Here is a 25,254-nt window from a genome sequence, read left to right on the forward strand (position 1 = left end):
AGCGTCCTGCAAAAAAAGGGGCAACGGCGATGGCGCGGCGGCGAGGGAAACCGGTCACAGGTCGGCCTCGTTCAGTTCGGCCATCAGCGCTTGCATTTCGTCATCGGACATACCCGAGGCGCTGAACTCGGTGCTGTCGGGTTGCGGCTCCACGGCAATGGCGGCCAGCGGCTGTGCAACTTCAGCCATGGCAGCGATGGTCTGGCGCTCAAATACATGCTTGGCGGAAAGCGCGATGCCTTGCTCGTGGGCCTGGGCCACTACTTGCAGGCTCAGGATCGAGTCGCCGCCGATGGCAAAGAAATTCTCGGTGACGCTCACGGTCGACAGCTTCAAGACCTTGGCGACGATCGTTTGCAGGGTGGTTTCCATCGCATTGCGCGGTTCCACATGGGCGCCTTCGTCGAACTGGTCCGGGTCGGGTAACTGGCGAGTGTCGAGCTTGCCGTTGGGCGTGCGCGGGAAGGTCGCCAGGGTCAGCACCCGGGCCGGCACCATGTACGACGGCAGGCGTTCACCGAGAAAGCGCTTGATCGCTTCCGAGTCCGGCGCGTAGCCATGAGCGGCCAGGATGTAGGCCAGCAGACGCTTGCCGGCGGCGTGCTCCTGCACGATCACTGCGGCTTCGCGCACATCGCTATGGCTGCACAGTTGACGCTCGATTTCCCCGAGTTCGATGCGGTAGCCGCGCAACTTGACCTGATGGTCCTTGCGGCCGAGGAACGCCAGGCGCCCATCAGCCAGCCAGCAGGCCAGGTCGCCGGTGCTGTAGGCGCGGGTGCCATCGGCCAGGGTGACGAAGGCCTTGGCGGTTTCTTCGGGCTTATTGCGATAACCCCGCGCCAGGGTTGGGCCGGCGAGGACGATTTCGCCCGGTTCGCCGATGCCGCTGGTGACGCCGTGTTCGTTCAGTACGCGCAGGTCCATGCCGGCAATCGGCCGGCCAATGGTCAACGCCCGGCTCGGGTCCAGCACTTCATAAGTGGCCCAGACCGTGGCTTCGGTGGGGCCGTATTCATTCACTAGTCGCGCGTGCGGCAAGGTTTTGCTGTGCTGGGCGATCAACGATGGCGGGCAGGCTTCACCGGCGACAATCCAGCACTCAAGGCTGTCGACAGCCCCGGCACGCTGTAACTGATCGAGCAAGGCCTGATACAGCGACGGCAGCGATAGACCGTGGCTGACCCGATGCTGGGCAATCAACTGCGCCAGACGGGCCATCTCAAGCTCTTCGCCGGTCGCTGGCAGCACCAGACGCCCGCCCTGGGCCAGGGTCCAGAAGATCCCGGCGACCGAGCTGTCGAAGGCAAACGATGACAGCAGCAGGTAGGCGCGCACCGGCGCCTCATAAGCGGCCATGCGTACCTGCGTGGAGAAACTCAGTGCACCGTGGCTGATTTCCACGGCTTTCGGTGCGCCGGTGGAACCGGAGGTGTAAATCAGGTACGCCAGGTCATCCGCGTCGGGCATGGGCAGTGGCGGCAGGTCGTTGGTGTTGGAGGTCGTCAGGTCATCCAGCACGAAGCGTTGCAGGCTGGCGGGCACGCTGTCGGCCAGCTCGGCGCTGACCACGATGTGTGCAATGGCGCTGTCGGCGAGCATGTAGGCGCGGCGATCCGCCGGGTAGGTCGGATCAACCGGCACGTAAGCGCCACCGGCCTTCAATACCGCAAGCATGGCGATGATGGCGGCGTTGCTGCGGGCGAACAGAATGCCGACGGGCACGCCCGGACCGATCCCGGCCGCCGCCAGTTGATGGGCCAGATAAGTCGCGCAGGCATCGAGCTGGGCGTAGCTCAGGTCGCCGTCCTTGTCGCTGAGCGCGATAGCGTTCGGTTGCTGCTGAACCTGACGGGCAATCAGCTCGACCAGGGTCACCGGTTCAATCGACGGCAAGCTCGGTTGGGCACCGATGATCTGTGCCTGAAGCGGTCCGTTCAGTGGCAGATGAGCCCAGGCTTGCTGCGGTTCGGCCAACGCGCCCAGCAGCAGTTGCAGCCATTGTTCGGCGAGACAGGCCGCCGCTTCGGCGCTTAGCGTGTGGCGGTCGTAAACGATGTGGGCCTGAAGGCTGTCGGGCAATTGTCGTACATTCAGGCAGGCCTTTACCGGGTTCATTACAGCGCTGGCAAAACGTTCCTGGGCATCGCCCGAACGCCAGGCAAAGGCGTAACCACCATTGAGGTTCTGGGTGTAATAGTCCTGCCAGCCAACAGTCCGTTCGACCGTGGCGCCGACATGTTTGCTTTGCTCCAGTAGGGTCGTCTGAGCATCCAGATCGATGCGCACCGGCAGGCACTGCTCGAACAAACCCAAAGCGTTTTCCAGTTCCGGGCCACGGCTTTCGTGGATCAATGTGATCGGGACCTGCTGCTGGCCGGCGAGTCGTCCGAGTACTGCGGCCCAGGCAGTCAGCATCAGGTTTGAGGTCAGGGCCGGGTGGCGGGCGAGATCGGTGGGGACTGCGATCTCCATATGTGCCGGCACAAATCCGCTGCCGATGGTGTCTTCAAGCGACAGCTGCAAGGTCGGCTGTTCGGTTTCGCTCAAAGGTTTCCAGAAGTTCACGCCCGGATGGTCCGGCTCGTCTTCCGTCAGGCTCCAGCGCCACTCGGCGTAATCGGCGTATTGCAGCGATTCGGACAGGTCGGGTTGGGTGTCTTGCAGCAATACGCCCGCCAGCAGTTTCAGGCTGGCGAGGTCGAAGTGGCTGCTGGCGGCGGCCAGGTCCAGCACCGATTGTTCGTTCGACAGTTGCACCAGCGTCACGGCGAGCGGATTCGTCCAGTCGCGGGCCTGCGCGGCAAGGCGGGTCAACTCGATTTCCTGTTCGGCGCAGCTGCGCTGACGCAAGTCCTGAACGGTCACCGCCAGTGCGCAGTTGTCGTGAATCACTTGCACCGGGTGGCGCAGGCCCGGCACCGGCATCAGGCGCGTGCGCAGGATTTCACTGTCGGCCATCAGCGCCAGCAGACGGCTGTTCAGCGCGTCGGCGTCCACCGGCCGGGATAACGACCACTGCAAATGGCAACTGAACGAGTGTTCGACCGCGTCGTTGATGTGCGGGTACACCGATGCCTGTTGCGGCGAAATACGAAAACCTTGAAGTCCGCTCATGTTCAACTCGACTAAAAATGGGGCTTGAAACTGGGGCACGACAGCGGCGCTGAGGCTCGCCGAACAGATGTCAGGCAGCCTCTGGCGAGCAACGGGTGCACCCGCTGAAAGTCAGACGGCAACGTCACTCTGCAGCAGGGCTTCGGCCATGCCCGTCATGATTGCGCGCTTGCCGGTGAAGGGTTCACGACCGTGTACCGCGAGCATGTTGTCGATGAACAACACGTCGCCCTGCTGCCAACTGAACCGCACCAGCGAGTCGAGGTAGGCTGCTCGCAGGGACTCCAGTACTTGCGGTTCGATCGGTTCGCCGTCGCCATAAAAGGTGTTGGTAGGCAGGTCGAGGTCGTTGAAGTTGCTTTGCAGCGAATCGCGGATCGCCGGGGGCAGGGTGCTGATGTGGAAGAAGGTCGCGTGGTTGAACCAGACTTCTTCGCCGGTACGCGGGTGACGCACCAACGCCGGCCCACGCTGGCGGGTGCGTAAGCGGTTGTTTTCTTTCCATTCCACTTCGATGCCAACGCTGGCGCAGTAGGCTTCCACTTCGCTGCGGTCTTCGGACTGGAACACGGTCTGCCACGGCAGGCCGAAGCCGTCGCCGTAATTGCGAACGTACAGCACACCTTTTTCACGGAAACGTGCTTCGATCTCGGGGCTGATGCTCGCCTTCACGGCACGAGTCGAGCCGATCGGCGTTTCGCCACCGGTTTCGGACGGGATATGGCAATAGAAGAACAAACGCAGCGGAAAGCGTGGCGAATAGGAATGTTCGTTGTGCGGGAAAATCATCTGGTCGGCCGGGTAATCGGTCGAGGTGTAGATGTTGCCGCCGACCCGGGTGCGCGGCGAGGCGCGGAACATGTATTCCAGCGCGCCGGGGGAGAGGGCGGCGATCACTTGGTCGAATTGCTCCACGGACAATACGGAGAAACCGCGAAACAGCAGGGCACCGTATTGCAGCAGTTTCTTCTCCAGGCTTTCACGTTCCCGGGTTGCCCAGGCAACCAGATCGACGCCGCTGACCGCCGGCTCGATCACCAGCGGCAAGGCGTGGTCGGGGCTGAGCAAACGCTCGCTGACCAGTTGCTGTTCCGAGACGTTCATGGCTTTGCGGCGCACAGCGCCGAGGGCGCGAGACGGTGGGGGCACGATAGACATAAAGGCATCCAACTGGGTTAATGGATCTGGGTTAAAGGGTCAAGGAGCGACGTTTGGTTTGCATCAGCTGGCTGCGCCCGGCCAGGGCTTGGGACTGCTGGCGTTCGCGCTGAAACGTTTGATCCCATGCGTCGAGGCGTTCGACCAGTGCCGGCAGCGGCTCGTCCAGTAGGTTGCGGGTTTCGCCCAACAGACGCGTCCACAGATGTTGCAGGCGCAAGGCGCGATCCTGATCGAAGCAGTCGCCGCGGTATTTGAGGGTTGCGTCGATGCCTTCGGCGCCATGCACCAGATCGAGCACCAGGTGGAAATCGCCCGGTGCCTGCGCCACGTCCAGCGCGGCCATGTGCGCCCCGGCGATATCGGTCGGTGTTACACGCGACGGTTGATAGTTGAGCTTGACCTGGAACAGCGGCGAGTGACCGGGACGGCGCTCCGGTGCCAGTGCCGACACCGCCAGATCGAAAGGCAGGCCCTGATGGGCGTAGGCCTGCCGCGCGCCATCGCGGACCCGCTCAAGAAAACCAGCCAGGGTCGGCTCACCGCGCAGGTCGCAGCGCAGGGTCAATTGGTTGACGAAGAAACCGATGACGTCGTTGTGTTCCGCCAACGGCCGGCCGCTGACATCGGTACCCAGCAGAAATTGCTCCTGGCCACTCAATTGCTTGAGCACCAGTTGATAGCTGGTCAGCAACAGCATGAACAGCGTCATGCCGTGTTCGCGGGCCATGGCTGCGAGGTGTTCGCAGATGGCCTGAGGCACGGTGAAGTTCAGGCTGTGCTCGCCTTGAGTCTGGCCGCTGCCACCCAGGTCGAGGGTTTGAGGCACATGCGCCAGATGCTCACGCCAGAAGTCCTGTTCGGCAGCTATACGTTGTGCGCTCCAGTGTTCGGCTTCCCAGTGGGCGAAATCCAGGTACTGCACTGGTTGGTCGGTGTCGGTGACACCGGCTAGTTCCGCCAGCAACACTTGCGCCGAGCGGCCGTCGAAAGCGATGTGATGCAGGGTCAGCAGCAGGTCGTGTCTCTCGTCGTTGCGGCTGAACAGTTGCGCGCGCAGCAGCGGGCCGGTTTCCAGTTCAACCGGCGTGGCGTGTTCATTGGCCAGACAATCGTGGAGTGCTTGCTGTTGCTGCGGCTCGCTCCGGTTACGCAGGTCGTGCAAGGTCAGTGGCACGGCGCTGGCCGGCAACACCTGTTGCTGCGGGCCATTGACCCCGTCGCGATACACCGTACGCAATACGCTGTGACGGTTGACCAGCGTGTTCAGCCGTAGCGCCAGGGTCTCGATATTCAGAGAGCCTTGCAGGCTCAGGTGCAACACCAGGTTATGCCGAGTGTTGTCGGGGTTCAGTTGACGCAAGAACCACAGGCGGCTTTGGGCGAAGGATTGGCGACTTCGGCTGAAGTTTGCACGGGTGCTCGAGACGCTGGGCGCCGGGGCCGAATCGCTCAGGTATACCTGCAAGGCCAGCGCCCATTCTGCCAGGGTCTTTTCACCGAACAGACTTTGAATATCGAGGTTCCAGCCCAGATCCTTGTGCAGTCGGGCGGCGAAGTCGGCCACGCTGATGGAGTCCAGGCCCAGTCCGATCAGGCTGAGTTCGAAGTCTGCCGCGAGGTACGGATTGACCTCGCGCAGGGTTTGCTCCAGCCATTGGCGGCACGCGGTTTGCGCGAGATGTGGCGCATTGCCGACCCGATGCCTTAGTTGAATGAGGTCGATGGTGTCGTTGCTCGAGGCGAGCTGCCCACCGCTCTGGGCGATGATGCTCAACGTGCCTGCGGCCAGTTGTTTGCGCGCGCCTTGACGGGCGATCTTGCCGCTGGTGGTCATCGGGATGGTGCCGGCTTCTACCAGCACAATCTGATCGATGCCGCAGTCGGCGGCTTCGCGTACGGCGTTTTGCATCGATGCAAACAGCGCAGGATGATGCGCCGGGTCGACGAACTTGCGTTGTGGCTCGGCGACGATCACCAGTTTCTCGCGGCCCAGCAGTGGGTCCATTTCCGAAAACGCGGCGATGCGCCCGGTACGAATGCCCGGCTCGGAATCGGTAATGGCGAATTCGATGTCGTGGGGGTACAGGTTGCGTCCGTTGAGAATCAGCAAGTCCTTGAGACGCCCGCAGATCACCACCTGACCTTCGTGCATGAAGCCCAGGTCGCCGGAACGCAGGTAATGGCCCGGCTCGCCGACAATGCGTGCTTCAAAGGCTTCGCGACTGGCTTCTGGTTTTTTCCAATAGGCTTCGGCGTTGCTCGGGCCCCTCAGCCAGACTTCGCCAATGCGGTCATCGGCGCAGCGCTCGTGACTCTGAGGATCAGCAATGGCAATGTCATGCAAGGCCTGCGGGTAACCGCAGGCGACGAATTCCACGGCGGCGGCATCGGTGACCGCCAGAGCAACACGACCGGTTTCCAGCACTGCTTTATCCAAGCGAAGCACCACCGGCAGCGCGTCGGCTGGCGTGGCGCTGACACACAGCGTGGCTTCGGCCTGGCCATAACCGGGGCTGATGGCCAAAGGGTTGAGGCCGCAAGCGGCAAAGCGCTGGGCAAAGGCTTCAAGGGTGCCGGGGTGGATCGGCTCGGCGCCGTTGATTGCGTGTTGCCAGGCACTCAAGTCGAGCTGGGCAATCAGGTTGTCGCTGACCACCCGATTGCACAGGGCATAGGCGAAGTTGGGGGCAAAACTGGCGGTGGCGCGGTAGCGGCTCAACGCCTGAAGCCAGGTCGACGGCGCGTTGACGAAAGTCTGTGAAGCCATCAGGTAGCAGGGCATACCGCTGTAAAGCGGGGCCAGCATGCCACCGATCAAACCCATGTCGTGGTACAGCGGCAGCCAGTTGACCATCCCGCCATGCTCATCGAAACCATAGGCCTGGCGCATCAGTTCGACGTTGGCGATCAGGTTGCGCTGACGCACTTCAACGCCTTTGGGTGTGCCGGTGGAGCCTGAGGTGTATTGCAGGAAGGCAACGGTCGCACCGTCGACATCCGGACGCATCCATTCACTGACCGGCGGCAGACCGAGGTCCTGGACGGTCGACACGTCGACCTTGCCTTCCACCAGTTCCAGCAAACCCTGGCAATGTTCCTCCGGTGCCAGAATCAGTGCCGGCTGTGCATCCACCACCACGTTGCGCACGCGATCCAGGTGGCGCGGTTTGCGCGACGGTGGTGGGAACAACGGCACGGCGATCAGGCCGGCATATAAACACGCGCAGAACGCACGGGCGTAGTCGAGGCTGCTGGGCAACATCAACAGCACACGATCGCCTGACGCATAGCGCGATTGCAGCGCGGCCGCCAGGGATTGGGACTGCTCGTGCAGTTGGGCAAAGGTCAGGGTTTCGCCGATCTCGACGCCGTCCGGCAAGAAGTGCAGGGCAGCACGCTGCGGGAAGTGCTGGGCATTGGCCTCCAGCACTTCGATCCAGTGATTGAATGAGAACATGGTGGGATTCACGCCATGGCAACGATGACTTTGCGGTCACCGGTGTAAGGATTTCGGCCGTGTGCGACCAGTCGATTGTCGAGCATCAGGACGTCGCCGGGTTGCCAGGGGAAACTGATGGCGGTCTGGCGATAGACCTCGCGCACGGTGTCGAGCACCTCATCGGGAATCACCGAGCCGTTGCCGAAGTAGACGTGGCGGGGCAGGTTCTCTTCCCCCACCGCGGCCAGCAAGCTGGCGCGCACGCCCGGCTCGATGGCCGAGACATGAAACAAGTGCGCCTGATTGAACCAGACCCACTCACCGGTATCGGGATGCTGCAGCACGGCGGCGCAACGCTGACGGGTGCGCAGGTCGCCATCGGCTTTCCATTCCCACTCGATGTCGTTGTCCCGGCAATAGCGCTCGACCTGGGCACGGTCTTCGGTGTTGAACACTTTCTGCCACGGCAGATCCAGCGCGCCGCTGTAGTTACGTACATAAAGCAGCTCGCGACTGGCAAACAGTTCGCGGATCTCGGCGGGCATGCGCTGGTAGATCAGGCGGCTGTCGGCAATCGGTGTTTCGCCACCGGTCTCACTGGCCTTGATGCAGTGGAACCAGATGCGCGAAGGCCACGGTCGGGTGTAGGCCTGCTCGTTGTGCAAAGGAATGAATTGATGGGCCGGGTATTCGGTAGAGCTATAGACCCCGGCGAAGACTTTGCTGCGTGGCGTGGAACCGAATTCGTAGCTGGCCAGCGGTGCGCCGAAACTGGCGGCGAAGCGCTTGAAGTCGATAGGCGTGGCGACGGTGAATCCTCGAAACAGCACGCCGCCAATGGTGGTCAGTGCCTGGGGCAACGTGTTGCGAACCGACGCATCGAGATCATGAATTGACTGTCCTGGCGCCGCCTGCACCAGCACGGGTAACAACGGCTCGTTGCCTTCCGCTGGAGCAATGGAGAAAGACTCGGAACGCCCGCTCAGGTGTTCGATTGAGGTCATCCTTTGCACATCCTTTTTTATCTTTATTCGGCCAGTCGGGCGGCTTGGACAGGCCTTGAAAACAGGGCAGAGGCCGCCGTTGCAGAGTTCGACTGAAATGTATTCGCTCTGATACACGGCGGCATATTAGGTGTTAATGAGATAGATTATCAATACTATTTATTTAAGTTTTTTTTTGGATTAGACTCCGCCCCGCTGGCCCCAATGAGCATTTGGCCGGCCGGAAAAACAAAAAATATCTGTCGCATGGGAGCGGGGCGTGAATTTCAAAAAGAACACAATTGCGTTGGCTGTGGGTTCGGCGGTCTGCCTGGCTAACAGCGCATGGGCGGCCGAGCAGTCGAACACAATGGAGATCGCTCCGATCACGGTGACGGGTGAAAAGATCAACCGCACCCTGGAGAAAACCCAGTCGAGTGTCGTTGTGGTGACCGGCAAGCAACTGCGCGAGAAAGAGGACCACGACCTGGTTGATGTGTTCGCCCGTACGCCGGGTGTCTACAACCAGTCCGGCAACGAAAACTGGGGTATTCGAGGCGTGCCGGTATCCGGTTTCGAAGACCAGGGCCCGGCCACGCTCAACGGTGCGGTTTCGGTGTTCGTCGACGGCGCCGTGCAACCGAACCGCGCACTGACCCTCAGCCCGATGCCGCTGTGGGACGTCGAGCAGGTCGAAGTGTTCCTCGGTCCGCAGTCCACTACCCAGGGCCGCAACTCGCTGGCCGGTGCGGTCGTCATCCAGACCAAGAACCCGACTTTCGAACCGAGCCTTTCATTACAGGGCAACATGGGCAACTACGGTGAGAGCGGTGGGGCGCTTGCTGGTGGTGGCGCGATCGTCGATGACAAGATCGCCGGTCGTATCGCCGTGGATTACCAGGACGGTGACGGTTACATCGACAACATCGCACTCGATAATGATGCCAACCCGACCCGCACCTACAATGCCCGTGGCAAGCTGCTGATCCTGCCGAACGACGATCTGGATGTGCTGCTGACTTACGCCCACGGTGAAAGCCGCAAGGGCGATAACTCGGTCATGCGCGAAAACGGCAAGGTCCGCTATTACGACGTGTCGTCCGACACCAAGGCTTTCGACAAACTCGAACAAGACACCGTCAGCGCCAAGGTGGATTACCGCCTGGACGACAACTGGTCCATAACCAGCCTCACCGCCAATACCCGTTCGGACTACGACGCCCGCCTGGACTTCGACCAGACAGCCGATGCCAACGAGGTCGTTCTGCGCAAGCAGGATGGTGACCTGTTCAATCAGGAGCTGCGCCTGAACTACACCGGTGACACGGTGAAGAGCTTCATGGGTGTCTACTACGGCCACAACACCAACAACTTCCACGACCGGTTGTTGTTTGACAACGAACTGGTCGGCACCGTCAAGGGCGATACGACGATAGAAAACAAGGCGGTGTTCGGTGAAATCAACTGGACGTTCGCCCCGCGCTGGACACTGATCACCGGGCTGCGCTACGACCACGAGAAGAACGACACCGATATCGAACAGGATGACTTCTCCTCCTCGGGCAAAACCAGCAAGTCGTTCGATGCCGTATTGCCGAAGCTGGGTATCGACTATGAACTGGCTGCCAATCAGTACGTAGGCTTTATGGTGCAGAAAGGCTATCGCGGCGGTGGCGTCAACGTTCGTACCGGTACCGGTCACGAAGCTTACGATCCGGAGTACACCACCAACTACGAGCTGTCCTACCGAGGCTCGTTCTTCGACCAGACCCTGCGTACCCGCGCCAACCTGTACTACACCGACTGGAAAGACCAGCAGGTCAGTGTGCTGGATCAGAACACCGAGTTCGTTCACGTGTTCAACGCCGGACGCAGTGACATCAAGGGCCTGGAAGTCTCCCTCGAGAAGGACTTCACCGAACAGCTGACCCTGACGGCCGGTGCCTCCGTTACCGATGGCAAGTACAAGGACTTCGTCACGGGCGATGGCAGGGACATGAGTGGCGAGGACTTCCTCTATTCGCCCAAGTACAAGATGTCGCTGGGCAGTACCTATCGCTGGAATGACCGGTTGACCCTGAACACCGACGTCATTTACCAGAGCACCTCGCCGTCGGAGTACGATTTCGATGACGCGGGTCAAGTCACTGATGAGCGCAAGAGCGACGCTTACTGGCTGGCCAACTTCAACGCCGAGTACAAGATCACCAAGAACATCGCCGTATCCGGTTACGTGAAAAACGCCTTCGACAAGGAATACATCACCAACAACCGCAGCGGCGACATCATCGATGTCGGTGCCCCGCGCACTGTGGGTCTGGTTCTGCGTTACGACATGTAAACCCAAGGGCGCGGGGAAGCCGATTCCCCGCGTCCGGCTTTACGGCTGTCGCTGCCTGAAACGTTCGTTTTCAGGCAGCCCTGTTCCTTTCCAAACCCAGCCTCCCTGGAGGAAATCATGAGTGCTTTTTCGAATGTCACGTCGGGTGGCGCGCAACAGCTACGCCTGTTGCACACCGGTCTGTCGAGTCCTTACTGCCTTGATCCGACGCCGATGCTGGAGCGCCAGCAACAGCAGGAATCCAACGCCCGCAGTTACCCTCGGCGCATTCCGCTTGTGCTCGAACGAGCCCATGGTATTTATGTGCAGGACAGTCGCGGACAAGTGTTCGTCGATTGCCTGGCCGGTGCCGGCACCCTGGCGCTGGGTCATAACCACCCGGTGATTATCGAAGCCATCACTCAGGTCATGGCGGCCGGTGTGCCCATGCACACTCTGGACCTCATGACGCCGGTGAAGGATGCATTCGTACAGGAAATTTTTGGCTGTCTGCCTACAGAATTCGCGCGCAATGCGCGCATCCAGTTTTGCGGCCCAAGCGGGGCCGACGCGGTCGAAGCAGCGCTGAAACTGACTCGCACCGCCACCGGACGCCATTCGGTGCTGGCGTTTGAAGGGGCTTACCACGGTATGACCCTAGGGACACTGGCGATCAGCGGTAACCTGTCGCCGAAGAATGCCCTCGGCGCCTTGATGCCAGGTGTTCAGCGCCTGCCGTTCCCCCACGATTACCGTTGCCCATTCGGTGTGGCCGGTGATCAGGGTGTGATGTTGAACGTGCGTTACCTCGAGCATTTGCTCAACGACCCGGAAAGCGGTGTCACCGCACCGGCAGCAATGATTCTGGAGCCGATCCAGGGCGAGGGCGGGGTGATTGCCGCGCCGGACCGCTGGCTTCAGGAGCTTCGTCGATTGACCAAGGCCCACGGAATTCCGTTGATCGTCGACGAGATCCAGTGCGGCATCGCCCGCAGCGGCAGGATGTTCGGCTTTGAGCAATCGGGTATCACGCCTGACGTCATTACCTTGTCCAAAGCCATCGGTGGCGGTCTGCCGCTGTCGGTCATGGTCTACAACGATTCGCTGGATGTCTGGCAGCCGGGTGCCCACGCCGGCACGTTCCGTGGCAATCAACTGGCAATGGCCGCGGGCACCGCGACCTTGCGTTTCATCCGCGATCAAGGCTTGGTGGCACACGCCGAAACCGCTGGCGCGCATCTGTGTAAGCAGTTACAGATGCTGCAAAGCGAATTCGCCTGGATTGGCGATGTTCGCGGTCGTGGTTTAATGCTCGGCATGGAAATCGTCGACCCGCAAGGCGCCCTCGACGTACAGGGTCACCCGCCGGTAGACGCGGTCCGGGCCAAGGCCTTCCAGCAGGCTTGCCTGAAACACGGTTTGATCGTCGAGCTCGGCGGACGCCACGGTGCGACCGTCCGCTTCTTGCCGCCGCTGATCATCACCGAACAGGAAATCGATTTCGTCGCACAAATCCTGTTCCAGGCAGCGAGCTCGATCAATGAGCGCTCCACGCGTTAATGATCTGCCGATGCACAGGGTTTGCCGACACGGAACGGCAAGCCCGTTTTGGTTTTGAACAGGGACTGATAATGCGTAAGGCTTTAGCGACGATAAAACCGACGTGGGTGCTGGCGACCGTATTGGCATTGAACGGCTGTGGAGCACAGGATCAGTCCGCTGAACACAGTACGTCGCCGCCGCAGGTCAAGACGCTCACCGTGCAACCCCGACCGTTTGCCATGACCTCAGACCTGCCTGGCCGAATCGAACCGGTGCGCATCGCCGAGGTGCGCGCACGAATTGCCGGTGTTGTGTTGACCCGTCATTTTGAAGAGGGCAGCGACGTCAAGGCTGGTCAACTGCTTTTCAGCATCGACCCGGCACCACTGAAGTCCGCCTTGATGCGGGTCGAAGGCGCCCTGGCCAAGACTGAGGCGGATGTCTATCGCGCCAACGCTCACGTACAGCGCTACAAACAACTGGTGGAAATCAACGCTGTCAGCCCTCAGGTATTCGACGACGCGGTCTCTGATCTCAAGAGCGCCAAGGCTAACCGCCTGGCCGCTCAAGCCGATGTGGCGACCGCCCGACTCAACCTCGGTTACTGTCAGGTGCGAGCGCCGATCAGTGGCCGTATCGGCCGCGCCCTGGTCAGCGAGGGCGCACTGGTAGGCCAGGACGAAGCCACGCAAATGGCGCGGATTCAGCAACTGGACCCGATTTACGCCGACTTTACCCAGTCCGTCGATCAGATCGTGGCCTTGCAGCAAGCCGTCGCCAGTGGTCGGTTGACCCTGACTGGAGCGGGCGCAGCGCAGGTGTCAATACAACTTGGCAGCCCGACACAAACCCGACAAGGCAAGCTGATGTTCTCCGATATTTCGGTCGATCGAAGCACCGGGCAAGTCACCTTGCGCGGCGAGTTTCCTAATCCGGACAGCGTACTTCTGCCTGGCATGTATGTGCGGGTCGTAGCGCCGGCGGGGATCGACCCGCAAGCGTTGTTCGTGCCGCAGCAAGCGGTGCAGCGTGGTGTCGACGGCCAGGCCAGGTTAATGCTGGTGGACTCCCAGGGGGTGGTGCGCGAACGCGTGGTCAGCACCGGCGCGATGCTTGGTTCCGACTGGCAGATCACTCAGGGACTAGTGGCCGGCGAGCAAGTGGTGGTCGAGCGCGCCGACAAGCTCAGTGTCGGCACCAGGGTCAACATAATCACCTCGGCCGAACAGCAGGCCCATAACTGAGGGCGTGACGCTTTTACCCACGGTTGTTAGCCAGGATCTTACCGATGCCCGATTTTTTCATTAACCGTCCGAACTTCGCCTGGGTCATCGCGTTGTTCATCGCGCTGGCAGGAGCGCTGACCCTGGGCACCTTGCCGGTCAGCCAATACCCGGACGTAGCACCGCCGCAAATCAGTGTCAGTGCCAGCTACCCCGGTGCCTCGGCGCAGATCATCAATCAGAACATCACCAGCCTGATCGAGGAGGAGCTCAACGGCCTCAAGGATTTGCTGTATTACGAATCCAACAGTGCCAACGGCAGTGCAGAAACCACCATCACCTTCAAGCCGGGCATCGATCCCGACATGGCGCAGGTCGACGTCCAGAACCGCTTGCAACGGGTAGTCGGGCGCTTGCCCCAAGCGGTGATCGAGCAAGGCCTGAAAGTGGAACAGGTACGTGCCAATTTTCTGATGATCTATGCCTTGTCCTACACCGATGGGCAGCAGGATTCGATCGGGCTGGCGGATTACGCCGCGCGGGGCATCAATAACGAGATTCGCCGCGTGGCCGGAGTAGGGCGGGTGCAGATGTACACCGCCGAACGGGCCATGCGCATCTGGGTCGATCCTGCCCGGCTTGTGGGTTACAACCTGTCGATGGCCGATGTAAGTAAGGCCATCGCCGGACAGAACGTGCAAGTACCCGCCGGCAGCATGGGCGAACGTCCGGGGCCTGTCGAGCAGCACATTACCGCCACCGTCATGGTGCAGGGTCAGCTCGAATCCGTGGAGGCGTTCGGCAACATTGTGCTGTGGGCTAATGACGACGGCTCCAGTGTCAGGATTCACGATGTGGCCCGAGTCGAACTGGGTCGTCAGGACTACCGCTTCGACGCTCGCCTGAACGGCAGACCTGCGGCGGCCATGTCGGTGCAATTGGCGCCCGGTGCCAACGCGCTGCAAACGGCGGCGGCGATCAAGGCCCGGCTGGATCAACTGTCGAGCACGCTGCCAACGAACATGACGCTGAGCGTGCCTTATGACACCTCATACTTTGTCGACGTGGCGATCAAGCAAGTCATCTACACTTTGATCGAAGCCATGGTGCTGGTGTTTCTGGTGATGCTGCTGTTTTTGCAGAACCTGCGTTACACGCTGATTCCGGCCATCGTGGTGCCGGTCTGCCTGTTGGGCACCCTCGCGGTGATGGCGCCGCTGGGGTTTTCGATCAACATGATGACCCTGTTTGGCATGGTGCTGGCCATTGGCATTCTGGTGGACGACGCCATTGTCGTGGTAGAGAACGTCGAGCGCTTGATCACGCAGGAGCGCCTGTCGCCCAAAGACGCGACCCGCAAAGCGATGCGGCAGATCAGCGGGGCGATTGTCGGCATTACCCTGGTGCTGGCGGCGGTATTCCTGCCGTTGGCGTTCATGGGCGGTTCGGTGGGGGTGATCTACCAGCAGTTTTCCATGGCGCTGTCGGTGTCGATTCTATTCTCCGGGTTCCTGGCGTTGACCCTGACGCCGGCCCTGTGCGCCACCTTGCTCAAACCCTTCGACCCGGCGAAAGAGCTACGACCCAACCGCTGGGCGAACGGCTTCAATCGACGCTTCGATGCCTTGGCCCGGCGCTACGAGCGGTTCAGTTCGAGCTGGGTCCGTCGCAGCACTCGCAGCATGGGCCTGTACCTTATGTTGTTGCTGGTACTCGCTTTTGCCTATCACCGATTGCCATCCTCATTCATGCCGTCCGAGGATCAGGGCTATATCATCACGGATATCCAGCTACCACCTGCAGCTTCGGCTTCGCGCACGGATGTGACGGTGCAAGCGTGGGAGCACTATGCCCTGGCGCAACCCGCCACGGATCAGGTGCTGGCAATCATGGGGTTCAGTTTTTCCGGGGTTGGGGCTAACGCGGCGTTGTCGTTTACCAGCCTCAAGGACTGGTCGGTTCGCGGCGATGGCCAGGCCAGCGACGCGGTGGCCCGACGCGCGAATGAGGCTTTTGAGAACGCCGCTGACGGCACGCTGTTCAGCGTGGTGCCGCCGCCGGTGGACGGCCTCGGCACCTCGAACGGTTTCGAGTTACGGTTGCAGGATCTGGCAGGGCAGGGGCACGAAGCGCTGTTGAAGGCCCGAACCCAATTACTGGAGGCGGCCAAGGCGTCGCCGGTGATCGATTACCTGATGGAGGATGGCCTTGCGGATGCGCCTCAGATCAATGTCAGCATCGACCGCGAAAAAGCCGAAGCCCTCGGCGTGAGTTTTGATGTGATCAGTTCAGCGTTGTCCTCGGCGCTGGGTTCGGAACAAATCAATGAGTTTGCCAATCAGGGGCGGATGCAGCGGGTGATCGTTCAGGTGGACGGCATCAGCCGCCAGACGCCTGAAGCGCTGCTGCGCCTGCAAGTTCCCAACCGACAGAACCGATTGGTGCCACTGGAAGCCTTCAGTCGTTTTGAGTGGCAGGTCGGGCCACTGCAGATCGCGCGCTACAACGGGTCGGCGTCGCTGCGCTTTTCCGGTGATGCCGCGCCGGGTTACAGCACCGGTCAAGCCATGGAAGAACTGCAGAAAATTGCCCGTCAGTTACCAGCCGGTTTTAGCCTTGAATGGGCCGGGCTGTCACTTCAGGAACAACAGGCCAGCGATCAGGTGCCGCTGCTGGTGGGGTTATCGTTGATCGTGGTGCTGCTGGTACTGGTGGCGCTGTATGAAAGCTGGACGATTCCCTTTGCCGTGCTGTTGATCGTGCCTGTCGGCATGCTCGGTTCGGTGGCCGCGGTGACGATCATGGGCCTGCCCAATGATGTCTATTTCAAGGTGGGGCTGATCACGATCATTGGACTGGCGGCGAAGAATGCAATCCTCATCGTCGAGTTTGCCAAGGCACTTCACGTTCAGGGCGCGAGCCTTGCGCAAGCAGCGGCTCAGGCCGCGCGTCTGCGTTTTCGTCCGATCGTCATGACGTCCCTGGCCTTCATTCTCGGCGTGGTGCCTCTGGCTATTGCAACTGGTGCGGGAGCTGCCAGCCAGCGAGCGATCGGCACAGGCGTGATCGGCGGTATGCTGGCGGCGACAGTGCTCGGGGTCTTGTGGGTGCCGGTGTTCTTTGTCTGGGTCTTGTCCGCGGCAAATCGGTTGCGTAGTCGCCGTGTCAGCCTCACCGAGCCCGTGGCAGACGATGGAACGCGGTAACGTGGATTCAGCTCCCACGTTACATTTTGCGGGCGCCGTTATGCCGGGCTGATGTGTCGGTCAGCAGTTTTTTCGATGTGCTTTGATTGTCGGGTAACTGGTCGCTGAGGTCCCAGATTTCAAGCATTTTGGCGTACTCGAATGCGTGACGCGGATCGGTCTGAATCCACTGCTGAAACGCCAGGCGTTCTTCGGTCGTACAGGTGTCATCTTGCAGTCGCATACACCAATGCGCAGCTTGAGTGAGGATTTCTTCGTCCATTTCGCAAGGGTTGGGGGGATTCATTGACAGCTACCTGTATGGCCGGACAAGCCCCTCTACGAGAGCGATTGGTAAAAAAATGTCAAAAAAACCAAAACAAAACAGTCTTGCATCTAAATCTGGAGACTTGGACTCGAAGAATCTTTGCAAACCGTACATTTCTGAAAAGGAGTATTCGCATGTACAACCACTCAGCATCGGCACCCCCCGTTACGCAATTGCAATTCCAGAGAGCGGCAACTCAACGAGCATCCGAGTCAGATCGCGGCACAAATAAACATATCCGTGAGTTGCTGCGTTACTACGGACTGCGCACCAGCTTGATCCGCTTGAAAGTTATCGAGGCCTTGCTGGTCGCCGCCAGAGATGGACGTTCCATCAATGCGCGCGACGTGCATGCCTACCTGGAATCATTTGCTGCCGAGTTGTCGTTCATTTGTGTGCGTGAAGTGCTCAAACGCCTATGTGATGAAGGTGTAATCCTTTTTCAACCAGACAAGAGATACATCTTTACCACCGAAGCCTGCGCAATACTGGAACAGCACTCCGGTCGTTGAAGGCCTAAGGTGCCTCATCACTGGCCGTTTTTGGCTGTGGATTCAACCGGTCGATGCAACAGATTGGCTAAACCTTCAGTTCTTTCGTGTTCCGCGTATAACCAACGAAAGCTACGGGTCAAGGTATGGGCTGGTGGATTCTCACTAAACCCCAGAAACGACAAAGCCCTGAATAATCAGGGCTTTATCGGTACAAATATGGCGGAGGCGATGGGATTCGAACTCATGGACCTGTTACAGTCGACGGTTTTCAAGACCGTTGCCTTAAACCACTCGGCCACACCTCCGTTTGCGTTGCGGGCGCCATAATACCTGAATGAAACACACTGTCAAACTCTCTGCATGGCTTGTTACAGAGCGTCTGTTATGATCTTTGCGACTGAACGTTTCAAACCAACAGGAGTATCGCCATGCGCGAACAGGATTACGCAGTTAATAACAGCGTGCAGGCTGAGCAGCTAGAGGTTAGCCGCGTCCTGCGCAACACTTACGGCTTACTCGCTCTCACCCTCGCATTCAGCGGCGTGATGGCGTTTGTCGCGCAGCAGATGCGTGTCGGCTACCCGAATATTTTCGTGGTGCTGATCGGTTTCTACGGCCTTTTCTTCCTCACCAACAAACTCCGTGATTCGGCCTGGGGGCTGGTGTCGGCATTTGCCCTGACCGGTTTCATGGGTTTCCTGCTCGGCCCGATCCTCAACCGTTACCTGGGTATGCAGGGCGGCGCCGAGGTGGTCAGTTCGGCCTTCGCGATGACTGCGCTGGTGTTCGGCGGTCTGTCGGCTTATGTGCTGATTACCCGCAAGGACATGAGCTTCCTGGGTGGTTTCATCACTGCAGGCTTCTTCGTGCTGCTGGGTGCGACGCTGGCGAGCCTGTTCTTTCAGATCAGCGGTCTGCAACTGGCGATCAGCGCAGGTTTCGTGCTGTTCTCCTCGGTCTGCATTCTGTTCCAGACCAGCGCCATCATTCACGGCGGCGAGCGCAACTACATCATGGCGACCATTAGCCTGTATGTATCGATCTACAACCTGTTCGTCAGCTTGTTGCAGCTGTTCGGCATCATGAGCCGCGATGACTAATCGTCAGCCTTGAGGAAAAAACCCGCTTCGGCGGGTTTTTTCTTGCCTGCGATTTGAGTTAAGGGTCACGCCATCGGTGGCAAGCGGCGCTTGACCGGGGTTTTCTTGACGATTGCAGTGTTGGTTTCGGCGTGGGTGTTTAGACGATCGAGCAGGGTGTCCAGTTGTTCCATCGAACGCACATGCAGGCGGGCGATGAAACAGTCGTCGCCGGTGACTTTGTCGCACTCCGTGAACTCCGGGATGGCCTGAATCTGCCGTTCCACTTCCTGCAACTGGCCTGGCAGCGGACGAATACGGACGATGGCCTGGAGTTGATAGCCAAAGCATTTGGGGTCGATCTCGACGGTGTAACCCTTGAGCACACCACGCTCTTCGAGGCGGCGCAAACGCTCGGCGACGCTGGGCGAAGACAGGCCGCTGATTTGCGCCAGAGCCTTGAGCGAGCGGCGTGAGTCTTCCATCAATGCCGTGATCAGCACTTGGTCGATATCGTCGGTCATGGCGAAACCCCTATTAGGCAAAAAATTCAAACCGCCTTGATAAAAAAGGCAGATTTCGAGTTTAGCCTGCTTTTTGCGCTGGAGAAGCTCCTCGGCGGATTGGCATACTTTGGGCTCAAACACAGGAGTCTGATGATGGACAAAACAATACGTCACGGGTCATTCGAAATGACCGCCGCCATGCTGATTTCCGGGACCATCGGCTGGTTCGTGCTGGTGTCCGGGCAACCGGTGCTGGACGTAGTGTTCTGGCGTTGCGTGTTCGGCGCCGGCACGTTGTTGCTGATCTGCGCGGCATTCGGCTTCCTGCGCCCCGGCATTCTGACCCGCACCACCTTCTTGCTGGCCGTGCTCAGCGGCGTGGCGATTGTCGGCAACTGGGTGCTGTTGTTTGCTTCTTACTCCCGCGCCTCGATTGCCATCGGCACCGCGGTATACAACGTTCAACCGTTCATGCTGGTGGGGTTGGCCGCGTTGTTCCTCAACGAGAAAATCACCCTGCAGAAACTGTTTTGGCTGGGCATTTCGTTTCTCGGGATGCTGGCGATTGTCAGCGCACATGGCGGGCAGGGCGAGAGCGGCAATGATTACCTGATAGGCATCGCTCTGGCGCTGGGGGCGGCATTCCTTTACGCGATTGCCGCGTTGATCATCAAACGACTGACCGGCACACCGCCGCATCTGATCGCGTTGGTCCAGGTCACCACCGGCGTGCTGTTACTCGCGCCATTCGCGCACTTTTCGGCACTGCCGCAAGCGCCGAGCGCGTGGGCCAGTCTGGTCACCCTGGGCATTGTCCACACCGGCGTGATGTACGTGCTGCTCTACGGCGCGATTCAAAAACTGCCGACGGCACTGACCGGTGCGTTGTCCTTCATCTACCCGATTGCGGCGATTTTCGTTGACTGGTTTGCCTTCGGCCATCGCCTGGAACCGCTGCAATGGATCGGTGTTGCCGCGATTCTGTTGGCCGCTGCCGGCATGCAACAAGGTTGGAGCCTTAAGTTTCGTCAGACGGTGACGACGCAGTAAGCCGTAAAGAAACGTCACATGTTCCAGCGCGGTGCTGTCTTGGCCAGGCGCTGGCGCATCTCGTCGATGTTGGCGGCTAATTGCCGGACCAATAACCGATAGCCGTCCAGCTGATTGTAAACCGGCGCGGTCAGGCTTGAATCCGACGGCAGTTCGACGGGCCGACTGAGCCGCTGGGACGCACCGGATTTCAGCGCCCGGGCCATACCGATCAGTTGCACCCGAATCAACCGATGTTCGGCTTTCAAGGCCGATTGCAGATGGGCCATGGCGTCCGGGTCACTGGCATCCGGTCGGGTGTTGCCGAGGATTTCCAGGGTGCTGACGCACATCCGCAAGTGGCGCTGAATGGCATCGAGTTCGGTCATGGAGATCCGTACTTCCTTGGACACCGACGGCATCAACGAGCGCAGTTGCACCATCACCGTGTTCAGGCGGCCCACCAGTTTATGGTGTTCGTCATCGGTGACCGATTGGCCATTGATGATGCGCCCGTAGATCGTCGCGCAGTCGCGCAAGGCATCGGCCAGGTTGTAGCGCCAGGAATAAACCGCGTAGAGCGGCAAGGCGAAAGAAAACGCCAGGGCCAGGGCGATGCCGATCAGGATGTCCACCCCACGCCACAACCCGTCGGTGATCGGATTGTCGCCATGCCCCGCGACGATAAACACGGTAATCGCCGAGAGCAACGCGGTGTAACCGCCCTTGCCGATGGCGTGGTACGAGAAGAACCCGCAGACCACGGCCATCGCGAAATAGGTCAGCCACGGCATCCCCAGCCAGGCCTGTTGCGCCACCAGCAGCAAGCCGACGCCGGCTCCGATCAAGGTGCCGATGGCGCGTTCGGCGGCTTTTTTGCCGATGTTGCCGTGGTGCTGCAAACCGCCAATCACCACCAGCATCGTCACCGACGCCCACTCACCGTGGGGCAGATTGATGCCGGTGGTCAGCAGGATCGTTGCCAGCAACCCCAGCGACACACGTACCGCGTGGATCACTCTGGCGTGGCGATAGCGCCGGTACGGGTCCAGCAAAGGACGCAGCAGTCGGCGCATTAGCGGTGGCAGTCGATGGGCTCTGAATGTGCTCAGGCTCGGTCTCCTCAGAAGATGTAATCGGTGCTCAGGAAGCTCGAACTGCGTCCGCTGATGATCTCGCTGATGAGTTCTTTGTTGGTTTCCTGGAACTTGGTCGCCACCAGTGTCCGGATCGAGAACACCCGCAACGCATCATGCACCGACAGCGTGCCTTCGGCGGAGTTCTTGCGGCCGTTGAACGGGAAGGTGTCCGGGCCGCGCTGGCACTGGGCGTTGAGGTTGATCCGGCCGACCTGGTTGGCGAAGGTGTCCACCAGCCGGCCGACCGCCACCGGGTTGGTGCCGAAGATACTCAGCTGCTGGCCGAAGTCCGATTCCAGGACGTAATCGATCACCGTGTCCAGATGCCGGTAAGGCACGATCGGCACGACCGGGCCGAACTGTTCTTCCTGATAGACGCGCATTTGCGGCGTTACCGGGTACAGCACGGCGGGGTAGAAGAACGAAGCGCGGGCTTCACCACCATTTGGGTTGACCACGGCGGCGCCTTTGCTCACGGCATCCGCCACCAGCGAGTGCAGGTAATCGACTTTGCTCGCTTCGGGCAACGGCGTCAGCGCCACACCGCTGTCCCACGGCATGCCGGGTCTGAGGTTGGCGAGTTTGGCGTTGAATTTCTCGATGAACGAGTCGACCACGTCTTCATGGACGAAGAGGATTTTCAACGCGGTGCAACGCTGACCATTGAACGACAGCGAGCCGGTAAGTGCTTCGCTGACCGCGTTGTCCAGATCCACCTCAGGCAGCACGATGCCGGGGTTTTTCGCGTCCAGGCCCAACGCCGCGCGCAAGCGGTGCGGCTTTGGATGCAGTTTTTTCAGGTCGCTGGCAGCTTTGTTGGTGCCGATAAACGCAAAGATATCGATCTTGCCGCTGGCCATCAGCGCGCTGACGGTCTCGCGGCCACTGCCGTAGATCACGTTGATCACCCCGGCCGGGAAGCTGTCGCGGAACGCTTCCAGCAACGGACGAATCAGCAGCACACCCAGCTTGGCCGGTTTGAACACCACGGTGTTGCCCATGATCAGCGCCGGGATCAGCGTGGTGAAGGTTTCGTTCAGCGGGTAGTTGTAAGGTCCCATGCACAACGCCACACCCAGCGGTACGCGGCGGATCTGGCCGAGGGTGTCCTGTTCCAGTTCGAAGCGACTGGAGCGGCGGTCGAGTTCCTTGAGCGCGTTGATGGTGTCGACGATGTAATCGCAGGTGCGGTCGAACTCTTTCTCCGAGTCCTTGAGGTTCTTGCCGATTTCCCACATCAGCAACTTGACCACGGCTTCGCGCTGTTCACGCATGCGTCCGAGGAAGGCTTCTACGTGCTGGATGCGTTCGGCCACCCGCATCGTCGGCCATAGGCCCTGGCCCCGGTCATAGGCACGGACGGCGGCGTCGAGGGCGGTCAATGCGGTGTCGGCATCGAGCAGCGGCGTGCTGCCGAGGATCACTTGTTCGTCGCCATTTTCGCCGGTCAGGTACACCGGGCTGCGGACTTCGGCGAGGGGCCCTGACCAGGTTTTCAGCTCGCCGTCGACCAGGTATTCACGTTGCTCGGTCTGGCCGTCGAGTCGGTATTTTTCCGGAATGTCGCTGGAGTCGGGAAACAGGTTGCCAAGGATGTGTGCTGTGGTCATGTCGCTACTCCATGTGATGTAAGCCATGCGCTGGCGGCTTGCCGTTCAGATTCACTTCAAAGGTTATACGCCTTATTGGCACGACTTTTTAAGTGCCGATCTCATGATCCCGCGATCTTTTGACCTGAGAACACACAACGGCCGATGCTGCGGTTAAACTTCGCGCTCTTTCTAAAGGAGTTCATATGAGTTACTACCAGCCGGGCATTCTCGCCACCCCAGTTCCGCCTCAAGCCCGTCATATGTTCTTCGCACTCGAATCCGCCGCTGCCTTGCCGGCCGCGCTGGAGAATCTTAAGGGACTGGTGGACGGGAAGTCGGCAGTGGTCGGTTTCGGTGAATCCCTGGTCAAGGCCCTCAAGGGGCAAATCGAAGGCCTGCGCGCCTTTCCAGCGTTGACCGGTGTCGGCGTCGACAACCCGTCGACCCAGCACGCGCTCTGGTGCTGGTTGCACGGTGTCGACCGTGGCGAATTGCTCAACCGCAGCAACGCCATCGAAGCGGCGCTGGCCCCGGCCCTGCGCCTGGTGCAGATGAACGAAACCTTCCGCCACCTTACCGGCCACGACCTGACCGGTTATGAAGACGGCACCGAAAACCCTCACGACGAAGCCGCCGTCGCCGCTGCGCTGGTGAGTGACGGCGCTGACGGAATGGTCGGCGGCAGTTTCGCTGCGATTCAGCAGTGGCAGCACGACCTGAAGGGCTTCCACGCGATGCCGTCCCATGAGAAGGACAACATCATGGGCCGTCGTTTGAGCGACAACGAAGAGATTGACGACGCGCCGATCTCTGCTCACGTGAAACGCACCGCCCAGGAAAGCTTCGCCCCCGAGGCCTTCGTGGTGCGCCGTTCCATGCCCTGGATCGAAGGCGATCGCGCCGGCCTGATGTTCCTGGCCTTCGGTTTCTCCCTCGACGCCTTCGAAGCTCAACTACGCCGCATGAGCGGACTGGAAGACGGCATCACCGACGGTTTGTACCGCATCAGCCGGCCGATCACCGGCGGCTACTATTGGTGCCCGCCGCTCAAGGACGGTCATCTGGACCTGCGCGCGCTGCGCATCGGCTAAACATCAAGGAGTGAGTATGAACGTGGTGCGCTGGGGCATGATCGGGTGTGGCAGCGTCGCTGAACGCAAGAGCGGGCCGGCCTTCTACAAGGCACCCGGCTCGGCGCTGGTGGCGGTGATGGGCCGGCGTCTGGAGGCGGTGACGGATTACGCCGCGCGCCACGGCATCGCTCGGGTCTACACTGACGTCGAAGCGCTGATCAATGATTCCGAGGTGGACGCGGTGTACATCGCCACGCCGCCTGACAGTCATCACACTTACGTCTTGAGGGTGGCTGCCGCTGGCAAACATTGCTGCGTCGAAAAACCGATGTCGTTGAATGCCGGGCAAAGCCGTGAGATGCAGAAGGTCTTTGACGATGCCGGGCTGCACCTGTTTGTTTCCTACTACCGACGTTCGCTTCCACGCTTCCAGCAAGTGCGGCAATGGCTGGAGGAAGGGCGGATCGGCGAGGTCCGGCACCTGACCTGGACCCTGACCAAAGCGCCATCTCCGACCGATCTTGGCGGTACAGATAACTGGCGCACCGACCCGACCATTGCTGGCGGTGGTTATTTCGCCGACCTGGCCAGTCATGGGTTCGACCTGTTCCAGTACCTGCTCGGTGACATCGTCGAAGTCGCCGGGTTTACCGCGCACCAGGCCGGTTTGTATGCCGCCGAGGATGCCGTCAGCGCCAGTTGGCGGTTCGCTTCTGGCGCCCTGGGTATGGGCTGCTGGAATTTCGTCGCGGATCGCCGCGATGATCGGGTCGCACTGATCGGCAGCAAAGGCCGGATCAGCTTTTCCGTATTCGATGAACATCCGGTTCAGCTTGAAGCCGATGAAAAACTCAGCCTGCACATCGAGAACCACGACCACATCCAGTGGCATCACGTGCTCGGCATGAACGCACACATCCGTGGCGAAGCGCAGCACCCGGCGGTAGCCGAACAAGCGTTGAAGACCGATTGGGTGATGGACCAGATCCTCAAGCGCCGCTAACGCTCACTGAATGCCCCGCCGATGTAGCAGCTGCCGAGCAC

17 protein-coding genes and 1 tRNA gene are annotated in these 25,254 nt (G+C 60.3%); 9 read left to right on the forward strand and 9 right to left on the reverse strand.

Features of this window, described 5'->3' with window-relative positions:
* Positions 1–54: 54 nt before the first annotated feature.
* The 4 genes from QFX16_RS11915 to QFX16_RS11930 form a co-directional block, all read right to left on the reverse strand.
* A complete protein-coding gene (locus QFX16_RS11915; RefSeq protein ID WP_283184058.1) occupies positions 55–3,117 on the reverse strand; it encodes a non-ribosomal peptide synthetase in 3,063 nt (1,020 codons plus the stop codon).
* A 111-nt stretch (positions 3,118–3,228) separates the two neighbouring features.
* Positions 3,229–4,275: a TauD/TfdA family dioxygenase gene (locus QFX16_RS11920; RefSeq protein ID WP_283184059.1), complete on the reverse strand. Its 1,047-nt coding sequence runs from the start codon at positions 4,273–4,275 to the stop codon at positions 3,229–3,231.
* Positions 4,276–4,306: 31 nt separating this feature from the next.
* Positions 4,307–7,735 carry a condensation domain-containing protein gene (locus QFX16_RS11925; RefSeq protein WP_283184060.1) on the reverse strand — a complete coding sequence of 1,143 codons (3,429 nt, stop codon included), beginning with the start codon at positions 7,733–7,735 and terminating at the stop codon, positions 4,307–4,309.
* A gap of 8 nt (positions 7,736–7,743) precedes the next feature.
* Positions 7,744–8,721 (reverse strand): TauD/TfdA family dioxygenase, encoded by a 978-nt coding sequence (locus QFX16_RS11930; protein ID WP_283184061.1) that lies wholly within the window; start codon positions 8,719–8,721, stop codon positions 7,744–7,746.
* A 259-nt stretch (positions 8,722–8,980) separates the two neighbouring features.
* Here QFX16_RS11930 and QFX16_RS11935 point away from each other — a divergent pair, with 259 nt between their 5' ends.
* The 4 genes from QFX16_RS11935 to QFX16_RS11950 all read left to right on the forward strand — a co-directional run bounded on the left by QFX16_RS11935 (position 8,981) and on the right by QFX16_RS11950 (position 16,991).
* Positions 8,981–11,041 carry a TonB-dependent receptor gene (locus QFX16_RS11935; protein ID WP_283184062.1) on the forward strand — a complete coding sequence of 687 codons (2,061 nt, stop codon included), beginning with the start codon at positions 8,981–8,983 and terminating at the stop codon, positions 11,039–11,041.
* A 117-nt stretch (positions 11,042–11,158) separates the two neighbouring features.
* Entirely contained in the window at positions 11,159–12,580 is a 1,422-nt protein-coding gene (locus tag QFX16_RS11940; RefSeq protein WP_283184063.1) for a diaminobutyrate--2-oxoglutarate transaminase, read from the forward strand.
* Between the two features lie 71 nt (positions 12,581–12,651).
* Positions 12,652–13,806 (forward strand): efflux RND transporter periplasmic adaptor subunit, encoded by a 1,155-nt coding sequence (locus tag QFX16_RS11945; RefSeq protein ID WP_283184064.1) that lies wholly within the window; start codon positions 12,652–12,654, stop codon positions 13,804–13,806.
* 44 nt (positions 13,807–13,850) lie between these two features.
* Positions 13,851–16,991, forward strand: coding sequence for a multidrug efflux RND transporter permease subunit (locus QFX16_RS11950; protein ID WP_283184065.1), 3,141 nt, complete (start codon positions 13,851–13,853; stop codon positions 16,989–16,991).
* 19 nt (positions 16,992–17,010) lie between these two features.
* Here the strand turns inward: QFX16_RS11950 and QFX16_RS11955 are convergent, their stop codons facing one another.
* Complete coding sequence (locus tag QFX16_RS11955; protein ID WP_283184066.1) at positions 17,011–17,277, reverse strand: FecR/PupR family sigma factor regulator; 267 nt, start codon at positions 17,275–17,277, stop codon at positions 17,011–17,013.
* A 155-nt stretch (positions 17,278–17,432) separates the two neighbouring features.
* Between QFX16_RS11955 and QFX16_RS11960 the strand changes: the two genes are divergently transcribed.
* Complete coding sequence (locus tag QFX16_RS11960; protein ID WP_283184067.1) at positions 17,433–17,810, forward strand: fe2+ zn2+ uptake regulation protein; 378 nt, start codon at positions 17,433–17,435, stop codon at positions 17,808–17,810.
* A 199-nt stretch (positions 17,811–18,009) separates the two neighbouring features.
* Here the strand turns inward: QFX16_RS11960 and QFX16_RS11965 are convergent.
* Positions 18,010–18,097 (reverse strand) — tRNA-Ser (locus QFX16_RS11965).
* A gap of 123 nt (positions 18,098–18,220) precedes the next feature.
* Between QFX16_RS11965 and QFX16_RS11970 the strand changes: the two genes are divergently transcribed.
* A complete protein-coding gene (locus tag QFX16_RS11970; RefSeq protein WP_007898177.1) occupies positions 18,221–18,892 on the forward strand; it encodes a Bax inhibitor-1/YccA family protein in 672 nt (223 codons plus the stop codon).
* A gap of 65 nt (positions 18,893–18,957) precedes the next feature.
* Here QFX16_RS11970 and QFX16_RS11975 read toward each other — a convergent pair whose 3' ends face one another.
* On the reverse strand, positions 18,958–19,395 hold the full coding sequence (locus QFX16_RS11975; RefSeq protein WP_008155029.1) for an Lrp/AsnC family transcriptional regulator: 438 nt from the start codon (positions 19,393–19,395) through the stop codon (positions 18,958–18,960).
* Positions 19,396–19,530: 135 nt separating this feature from the next.
* On the opposite strand from QFX16_RS11975, the gene QFX16_RS11980 reads away from it, so the two are divergent.
* Positions 19,531–20,427, forward strand: coding sequence for a DMT family transporter (locus tag QFX16_RS11980; protein ID WP_283184068.1), 897 nt, complete (start codon positions 19,531–19,533; stop codon positions 20,425–20,427).
* Between the two features lie 14 nt (positions 20,428–20,441).
* On the opposite strand, the gene QFX16_RS11985 is transcribed toward QFX16_RS11980, so the two are convergent.
* Both QFX16_RS11985 and QFX16_RS11990 read right to left on the reverse strand, forming a co-directional pair.
* The gene (locus tag QFX16_RS11985) at positions 20,442–21,482 is read right to left on the reverse strand and encodes an FUSC family protein (protein WP_283184069.1); all 1,041 of its coding nucleotides are present in this window, start codon (positions 21,480–21,482) and stop codon (positions 20,442–20,444) included.
* A 47-nt stretch (positions 21,483–21,529) separates the two neighbouring features.
* Positions 21,530–23,155, reverse strand: coding sequence for an NADP-dependent glyceraldehyde-3-phosphate dehydrogenase (locus QFX16_RS11990; RefSeq protein WP_283184070.1), 1,626 nt, complete (start codon positions 23,153–23,155; stop codon positions 21,530–21,532).
* 185 nt (positions 23,156–23,340) lie between these two features.
* Between QFX16_RS11990 and QFX16_RS11995 the strand changes: the two genes are divergently transcribed.
* Both QFX16_RS11995 and QFX16_RS12000 read left to right on the forward strand, forming a co-directional pair.
* On the forward strand, positions 23,341–24,228 hold the full coding sequence (locus QFX16_RS11995) for a Dyp-type peroxidase (protein ID WP_283184071.1): 888 nt from the start codon (positions 23,341–23,343) through the stop codon (positions 24,226–24,228).
* A gap of 16 nt (positions 24,229–24,244) precedes the next feature.
* Complete coding sequence (locus tag QFX16_RS12000; protein WP_283184072.1) at positions 24,245–25,213, forward strand: Gfo/Idh/MocA family protein; 969 nt, start codon at positions 24,245–24,247, stop codon at positions 25,211–25,213.
* Positions 25,214–25,254: the final 41 nt, after the last annotated feature.

Source organism: Pseudomonas svalbardensis (genome assembly GCF_030053115.1).
In the GTDB taxonomy this organism is placed as follows: Bacteria; Pseudomonadota; Gammaproteobacteria; order Pseudomonadales; family Pseudomonadaceae; genus Aquipseudomonas; species Aquipseudomonas svalbardensis.

What these genes read in the sequence shown, in the direction of transcription:
- QFX16_RS11915 (WP_283184058.1), bottom strand. Translation starts at nt 3,117, where the DNA reads ATGAGCGGACTTCAAGGTTTTCGTATTTCGCCGCAACAGGCATCGGTG.
- QFX16_RS11920 (WP_283184059.1), bottom strand. Translation starts at nt 4,275, where the DNA reads ATGTCTATCGTGCCCCCACCGTCTCGCGCCCTCGGCGCTGTGCGCCGC.
- QFX16_RS11925 (WP_283184060.1), bottom strand. Translation starts at nt 7,735, where the DNA reads ATGTTCTCATTCAATCACTGGATCGAAGTGCTGGAGGCCAATGCCCAG.
- QFX16_RS11930 (WP_283184061.1), bottom strand. Translation starts at nt 8,721, where the DNA reads ATGACCTCAATCGAACACCTGAGCGGGCGTTCCGAGTCTTTCTCCATT.
- QFX16_RS11940 (WP_283184063.1), top strand. Translation starts at nt 11,159, where the DNA reads ATGAGTGCTTTTTCGAATGTCACGTCGGGTGGCGCGCAACAGCTACGC.
- QFX16_RS11945 (WP_283184064.1), top strand. Translation starts at nt 12,652, where the DNA reads ATGCGTAAGGCTTTAGCGACGATAAAACCGACGTGGGTGCTGGCGACC.
- QFX16_RS11950 (WP_283184065.1), top strand. Translation starts at nt 13,851, where the DNA reads ATGCCCGATTTTTTCATTAACCGTCCGAACTTCGCCTGGGTCATCGCG.
- QFX16_RS11955 (WP_283184066.1), bottom strand. Translation starts at nt 17,277, where the DNA reads ATGAATCCCCCCAACCCTTGCGAAATGGACGAAGAAATCCTCACTCAA.
- QFX16_RS11960 (WP_283184067.1), top strand. Translation starts at nt 17,433, where the DNA reads ATGTACAACCACTCAGCATCGGCACCCCCCGTTACGCAATTGCAATTC.
- QFX16_RS11970 (WP_007898177.1), top strand. Translation starts at nt 18,221, where the DNA reads ATGCGCGAACAGGATTACGCAGTTAATAACAGCGTGCAGGCTGAGCAG.
- QFX16_RS11975 (WP_008155029.1), bottom strand. Translation starts at nt 19,395, where the DNA reads ATGACCGACGATATCGACCAAGTGCTGATCACGGCATTGATGGAAGAC.
- QFX16_RS11980 (WP_283184068.1), top strand. Translation starts at nt 19,531, where the DNA reads ATGGACAAAACAATACGTCACGGGTCATTCGAAATGACCGCCGCCATG.
- QFX16_RS11985 (WP_283184069.1), bottom strand. Translation starts at nt 21,482, where the DNA reads ATGCGCCGACTGCTGCGTCCTTTGCTGGACCCGTACCGGCGCTATCGC.
- QFX16_RS11990 (WP_283184070.1), bottom strand. Translation starts at nt 23,155, where the DNA reads ATGACCACAGCACACATCCTTGGCAACCTGTTTCCCGACTCCAGCGAC.
- QFX16_RS11995 (WP_283184071.1), top strand. Translation starts at nt 23,341, where the DNA reads ATGAGTTACTACCAGCCGGGCATTCTCGCCACCCCAGTTCCGCCTCAA.
- QFX16_RS12000 (WP_283184072.1), top strand. Translation starts at nt 24,245, where the DNA reads ATGAACGTGGTGCGCTGGGGCATGATCGGGTGTGGCAGCGTCGCTGAA.